At 45.4% G+C, this 7,169-nt stretch carries 6 protein-coding genes; all 6 read right to left on the bottom strand.

Annotated features, from left to right (window positions below; all coding sequences use genetic code 11):
- Window positions 1–34 precede the first annotated feature (34 nt).
- Window positions 35–454, bottom strand: a complete 420-nt coding sequence (locus LJE09_RS13635; protein ID WP_118611278.1) for a winged helix-turn-helix domain-containing protein — start codon at window positions 452–454, stop codon at window positions 35–37.
- A gap of 210 nt (window positions 455–664) precedes the next feature.
- Window positions 665–1,909, bottom strand: a complete 1,245-nt coding sequence (locus LJE09_RS18875; protein ID WP_118632987.1) for a tyrosine-type recombinase/integrase — start codon at window positions 1,907–1,909, stop codon at window positions 665–667.
- 187 nt (window positions 1,910–2,096) lie between these two features.
- The gene (locus LJE09_RS13625) at window positions 2,097–4,487 is read right to left on the bottom strand and encodes an ABC transporter permease (RefSeq protein ID WP_118632988.1); all 2,391 of its coding nucleotides are present in this window, start codon (window positions 4,485–4,487) and stop codon (window positions 2,097–2,099) included.
- Window positions 4,484–5,167 carry an ABC transporter ATP-binding protein gene (locus LJE09_RS13620; protein WP_118632989.1) on the bottom strand — a complete coding sequence of 228 codons (684 nt, stop codon included), beginning with the start codon at window positions 5,165–5,167 and terminating at the stop codon, window positions 4,484–4,486. The genes LJE09_RS13625 and LJE09_RS13620 overlap by 4 nt, the downstream gene beginning before the upstream one ends.
- 177 nt (window positions 5,168–5,344) lie before the next feature.
- Window positions 5,345–6,376, bottom strand: a complete 1,032-nt coding sequence (locus LJE09_RS13615; protein ID WP_119245714.1) for a sensor histidine kinase — start codon at window positions 6,374–6,376, stop codon at window positions 5,345–5,347.
- Window positions 6,373–7,065: a response regulator transcription factor gene (locus LJE09_RS13610; RefSeq protein WP_118670459.1), complete on the bottom strand. Its 693-nt coding sequence runs from the start codon at window positions 7,063–7,065 to the stop codon at window positions 6,373–6,375. Before LJE09_RS13610 ends, LJE09_RS13615 begins: the two co-directional genes overlap by 4 nt.
- Window positions 7,066–7,169: the final 104 nt, after the last annotated feature.

Raw genomic sequence — 7,169 nt, 5'->3', positions numbered from 1 at the left:
CTTCTTTGTAAAACCATAATAATAGGCAGCGATTTCACTCGCTGCCTAAATTCCCATTAAACCGATATCCTACACCGCGCACCGTTTGTATATATAACGGATGACCAGGATCATCTTCTATCTTTTCTCTAATGTTGCAGATATGTCGCATAACCACATTATAATCACCGGAATAGGGTTCATTCCATATGATATCATATATTTGTTCTTTGCTAAACACTCTTCCGGGACTTCGCATTAATAAATGCAAAATTTCAAACTCTATAAAAGATAAATCTATTTTTTCCTGCTTTCGAAATAATTCTCTTTTATCCAACAAAATAACAATATCTCCATAACTCAAATTTGTTTTTGCATTTTCAATTACTTGAAATGCTCTTGCTCCCGTATTGACACAGGATATTATATGATTCAGGATTTCTTCCTCACTATCTTCAAATGTCAGTATTAACATTTTCCCATGTAATCACCTACTTTATTTTTTCTAACAATCATTTAATAGATTTCTAATTATCTCTTTAGATGTTCTTATATGCCGGTATAGCCCGTTATTCCGGGCTTTTCCGGCACTTTTCATATCGGAAGAACCTCACAAATCTTTTTATTACCCCTTATGTTTTCGCTCTCAAAAGTAGTAAAAGCAGTAGTAAATTCTGCGTACTACTTATGCCGCCTTGGTTTCCTCGGCGCTTTCCGCCGCAGGCTCCGGCTTGGCCTCTGCGGTGGTTTTTGCCTTGGCTTGCAGCCGTTCCATTTCCTCCTGTGCGGAATGGAAAGTAGCGTGGGCGTAATAGTTCAGCGTCATTACAATGTTGGCGTGTCCCATGATGTACTGCAATGCCTTGGGGTTCATGCCCGCGTTTGCCATTCTGGTACAGAATGTATGCCGCATGGTGTGCGGCGTCATCACATCGGGCAGCGGCTCCTTGTGGCACTTGTTGTACTTCTTGGCAAGGCACTTGAACATGGCGTCATAGTTGACGGCGGTTTTGGGCAGGCCGTCCCGGTTCAGGAACAGGAAGTCCTTATAACCGTCAACCTCAATGCACCTGCCGTCCCTGCGCTTCTTCAACACGCGCTCAAACGCTTCATAGGCGGCTGCGCTCATAGGCACTTGACGGAATCCGCTTTCTGTTTTTGGCGCTTCGATATAGTAGCCATCCTCGGTGCTTCTCAAAAGCTGGTGGTCTACATTCACAAAGCGCTTCTCAAAATTCAGGTCAGCGGGCGTCAGGCCGCAGAGTTTGGAAATACGAAGCCCGGTTTCCAGCAGGATCACCACCTCGTCATAATACTTGGCATAGACGGGATCGTTCTGCATGAAGTCCAAAAGCTCGTTTTCCTGTGTAGGGGTAAGCGGCACCTTTGGTACGGTATCGTCGTTGATAACCTCATTGATCTGGAAGTCAAAGGGATTCTTGCGGAGGCAGTCATCCTGTACGGCCATATAAAAGATGGCAAGGTCGTTGTTCTCGGTGAGGATAAAGAACGGCAGAAGCCGGACAGGGGGATTCTTCATTTGGAACATCCCCGCCACCCGCCGCAGCGTATGAAACAGCTCCATTGCTGTGCCGTCCGGCAGTTCCAGATCGCACAAGATCAGGTCTATTTCCTTATCCTCAAAAATCCGGTGCTTGGCCTCCTGCTCGTAGTCGTCCTTGTCATGGCAGGACGCCAGAACAAAATGCAGCTCCTTGTCTGCGGCCCGCACCTTGTCCAGAAAGTCCATGCCAGAACCATCCGGCAGGTCGAGATCACAGCAGACCACCAGCGGCATTTCCTCTTGGATGGCAGCCCGCGCTTCTTTCAGCGTACAAGCCGTTTTCACCGGGTAGCCCCGGTGCTGTAAGTATTTTTGCAGACACCATGTATAGGTGTCGCTGTCGTCGATCAGCAGTATCTTTTTCATGTGTCCTCACCCCCAATATTGATTTACCACAAGCATAAACTACAAATGTTACACAAATGTCCGAGGTGCCTTTGATTTCGACAGAAAAACAGGCTGAATTGTTACAACGCTCGGACATTTCAAAAATTTCTTTGAGAAATGGCGAAAAAGGCGGGGCAGCACACGCCGCCCCGCCAATTCCATACGGTTATTCCATTGCCCGCATTTGTTCTGTTAATGAACGCTTTTTCAAATCCCGTATTTCCCATACAGAAAGAATCAACTGTAAAAGAATCAATATTAGTAGATATCCACCTATCTGCATTGTTGGAAATTGATATGAGAGATTTGGCATACCGAATAGAATACCAACAGCTTTGCTCACAGGAATAGCTATGGGAATACCAACCAAAAGAACGATTCCAAATGAAACAAGTACATATAGCAATCCCTCTGTTATGAGAGAACGATATAATTGTTTTAGGCTTAATCCAACAGAGCGTAATGTACTGATTTCCTGTTTACGCGCTTGATGGTTAGAGAGCGTCATATTGATTAGATTGATTATTCCAAACAGCAAAATTAGTAATGACAGCATTTGCAAACTTCCAAACAATAAGTTCATAGAAGATTCCATGTACTCTACAACATCATTATAGCTGCAAATAGAAAGCCCCTTTTCTTTAGAGGTAATTTTCTGCTGAATGGCTGATTCTATTTCATCATTATAAGTTTTATCAGTTATGATCTCCCATGAGTAAGCAAAATTTTCTGTGTTTGTGAATAGTTGTTGTGCAAGTTCTTGTGTAATTATAAGATTCGCTGGATCAATAGCATCTGTACCGTTTTCGGTTCCGACAAAGCTCTTATCAAAGAAACCGGAAACAATACATTCTATTTCCTCTCCACTATTTGTAATCTTTATAGGCGTCCCTTTTGTAATCCCCAGTTCCATATATCCATCTGTCAATAAAACTTCAAACTGGTTCTTAGGCATTTGTCCATCTATCAAATGTTGTTCAACAAAGCTAAAATTACCTTCTGTACTTTGAACCGAAATTATATCACACATTCCCTCAGTAGCATTTCCATTGATAGAATAATGACACATTCCTACCGAATCTCTAAGTGGTATAATCTTTTGGATTCCTTTAGTATTCAAAAGTTTTTCTTTCAAAGATTCATTTAGCGGATTATTTGTTTCGTTTTTTCCAACTGATTCTTCAGAAAGATATATACGGAAGCTTCCGCCGTTTACAAAAAACTTTTCACGGACAAATTGTTCTGGCGTATTACTAACTGCTGCGGATGCAGATATAAATAAGAGTAATCCTCCAAATATCAAGGAAAGCAATGTACTGGCTGTCTTTTTCTTATCGCGTCCAAGATTTAATAGAGCTAAAGAGTAAGGTGAAATTTTCTTATTATGTTTTCGAGATTGCATCGGAGCATTTCGATAAGCTATATATCGTACTGCCTCAATAGGGGAAGTAGTTGCCGCAATTTTAAGCGGCTTGCGAACAGATAATTTCACCATAAGAGTGCAAATGATGGAAACACCTATCATTACAAAAGGAATATTGATAGGAGAAAATCCGCTGGAAAATTCATTACTTCCCAAAACAGTTCCGACAATCGCACCCAAAACAATACCCGGAGGGATTCCAAGCCATGATAAATATCTACTTTCATAGTTTATCATTTTCTTTATCTGTAATGCAGTTGTACCTAAAGTGCGTAACTGTCCGAAATTTCTTATTTTTTCATTGATAGAAATTCTGAAAATACTTTGGATTACCGTTATACCGGCAAATAATACCAACACGGACAAACTTACAAAAGTTAGTATATTTTCAAATGACAATCCCATATTCTCTCTAAAAAAGAGAAAACCTAAGCTATAATCAGCACCAATTTCTTTTCCAATAGAAGCAATTCTTTCTTTTAGAATTGCTTTTGATGTTGAATCTGCATCAGCAAAACAAACATAACTTTGGTATTTTTCAGGATTATAATTAGGGCTATTTTCTACAAACGATTTTGATATATAGCACGAGTAATTGCCCTGTGATTCAGTCGAGCTTTCCGTAATCCCAGAAATCACAAAATCTTGTGATTTTCCGTTTATTTGAAAAGAAATTTTATCTCCGATTGCAGTATTAGAAAAATATTTGTTCACCATTTCACGGTCAACTGCAATTTCATTTTCTTTAGATGGCATAGTCCCATCTTTTAGTGTAAATTGATTTCGGGCAATATAGCATGCCGCGTCATCCATATATGCCAAATACAATGAATATCCCTCTGGCATTTTTATTTCTCCCAGATTGTAAAGCGACGCTACCGTTTCGATTTCTGGTTGATGACGAAGTTTTTCAATTTTATCCTCTGTCAGATTATCATAGCTGGCTTGAAAAGTGGCCATATTATTTTGAGATTCCTGAAAAGCAAAAAATAATGTTCCACACATTGACATCAAAAACGCTGCCAGTGAAATAGCAATTATTATCATAAAATTCCGGCGCTTCTCGCTTTGCAAACTTTTCTTTGCCAGCTTCTTTGTAATGGCGCTGGTATCATTTTCAAAAGGCCATGTCATAGCTTGCCACCTCCTTGCTCCACAATCTTTCCGTCCTCAATGCGGACAATCCGATCTGCAAGGCGGGCTATGTCGTCATTGTGGGTAATCATCACGACAGTTTGCCGAAACTCTGCGCTGGTGCGCTTGATAAGCCCCAGCACCTCGGCACTGGTCTTGCTGTCAAGGTTGCCGGTCGGCTCGTCGGCCAGCACAATAGCCGGTTTGGTAATCAGGGCGCGGGCAATCGCCACACGCTGCTGCTGGCCGCCGGAAAGATTGTTCGGCATATTTTTCAGTTTATCTTCCAGCCCCAGCAGGTAAACGATCTCGTCCAAAAACTTCTGATCCACCGTGTCCCCGTCCAGCTCCACCGGCAGGACGATGTTCTCATACACATTCAAGATGGGAACAAGGTTATAGTTCTGAAAGATAAAACCGATGTTGCGGCGGCGGAAGATGGTGAGCTGTTCATCGTTCTTCTTTGCCAGTTCTTCGCCCCGGACGATCACGGTTCCGCTGGTGGGAGTGTCCAGCCCGCCCATCATGTGAAGCAGGGTGGACTTGCCGCTGCCGGAGGTTCCCACAACAGCCACAAACTCGCCATCCTCCACGGAGAAGTTCACGCCGTCAAGGGCGCGGGTGATGTTCGGCTCTGTACCGTAATACTTTTTCAGATCAATCGTCTGTAAAACGCTCATACTCAAAACTCCTTTCAAGGCTTTCTGCCTGTTGATAAGGGTATTATAAAACCCAAATGTCCGCGAAATGTTACAGCCGCCAAAAAATTTCATTGAAAATCGGGGTGAAATGTTACAACGCTCGGACATTTCAAAAAAATTTACGGCGGGCAGCCGGAAATGGCCGTCCGCCGCGTCCTATTTTGTAGGCAGCATAATGGAAAATTCCGAACCCTTGCCCGGTTCCGAAACCACTTTGATATAGCCGCCCTGCCGCGTTACGATCTCGCGGGCCAGATACAGGCCAATCCCCACGCCCTGCTGTTCGTGTACTTCTTCCTCACGATAGAAGCGCCGGAAGATAGCGGCCTGATTGCTTTCGGAAATGCCCTTGCCGGTGTCGGTTACTTTGATCTCCACATACATTTCCCACAGCACCACCGACACAGCGATTTTTCCGCCTGCCGGGGTGTACTTCACCGCATTGTCCAGCAGATTAAAGAGGGCCTCGGATGTCCACTTGCTGTCATGGAAAACGGTCAAATCCTCCGGGCAGTCCACGGACACGGCGATTCCCTTTTTCTCCGCTGCATACACGATTCCACTCATGGCCTGCGCCACGGTATCAAAGAGGCGGCCCAGCTTCTTATCCAACTGGATTACGCCCGTTTCCAGCCGGGAGGTTTTCACAAGGGCCTGAAAGAGAAAGTCCAGCTTATCCGTCTGGCTGCGGATTCCACGGATAAAGTCGATGCGCTCCGCCTCGGTCATAGGCTTTTCCAGCAGGGTGTCCGTCGCCATTTTCAGATTGCTTACCGGCGTTTTCACCTGATGGGAAATATCCGATACAAGGGTCTGCAACTCCTGCCGTTCCTCGTCCACCCGGCGGCGGTTCTCCTGCATGATTTGGTAAAGCCTTGCCAGCCGGTGTCCAATTCTGGCAAGCTGGGTTTCGCTGTCCTCCGGGCGCTGGGGCGCTTCATTCCCAGCGATCATGTGGTCTAAAGTCTGGCACAGGTCAGCGGTAAACTGCGACAGCAGCTTTCCAAACGCCTGCGTCAGTACAAAAATCCCCACAAGGGCGCACAGCAGCAGCGCCCCGCCCGTCAGCAGCACCGCAATCTGTTTTGTCACAAGAAACAGGGCTATGGTGATCCCGGACATGGAGAGGGCAAGCCCCATTGCCACCCGGCTAAACAGCCGCTTTACCGAGAGATTTTGAAACTTCATTTTGCCTCACCTCCCGTCCATTGATAGCCCATGCCGTAAACGGTCTTGATGTAGGGCGCGCTGCCGTCGGATTCAATCTTGCTGCGAATCCGGCTGATGGAGGTTGTCAGGGTGTGTTCGTCTACAAACCGCTCGTCTATATCCCACAGCCTTTCCAAAAGCTGCCCACGGGTCAACACTTGCCGGGGATTTTTGCGGAACAGGTTCAGCATTTTGTACTCCATCGGGGATAGGGTCAGGGGCTTGCCGTTTAGGGAAGCCGTCTGCTCCGAGAAGTCCAGAAACAGCCGCCCGTCGTCGTAAATGTCCTTAGCCGGTTTGTGGTGTTCCAGCATGGCGAACATGGCTTTGATTTTCCGCTGCAAGGCCCCGATCACAAAGGGCTTTGTGATGTAGTCCACCGCGCCCACCTCATAGCCCCGTATCTGGTCGCTCTCCTGATCGTTGGCGGTCAGGAATATTACGATGGTGTCCGGGTGCTGGGGCTTTATCAGCTTGCACAGCTCAAAACCGTTGCCGTCCGGCAGGTTGATGTCCAGCAGCACCAAATCAAATTCCCGCTGGCGGATGGCGTCGGCTGCGGTTCTGGCATTTAGGGCAGAAGTCACGCCGTAGCCATCTGCGGTCAGGTTATAGTCTAACATCTTATTCAAAAAACTGTCGTCCTCGACAATCAAAATCTGCTTCATATTCTCACTTCCTTTGCTTTTTGCAGATAGTATAACAGGCAAATGTCCGCGAAATGTTACAGCGGACGGATTTTTTCAAAAAAGTGCTTTTTCTTTATTATAGG

The organism is Blautia sp. DFI.3.45, assembly GCF_020593505.1.
Lineage (GTDB): Bacteria > Bacillota > Clostridia > Lachnospirales > Lachnospiraceae > Blautia_A > Blautia_A wexlerae.
The sequence above is the reverse complement of the archived record's forward strand: the minus strand, read 5'-3'. Positions and strand labels throughout refer to the sequence as shown.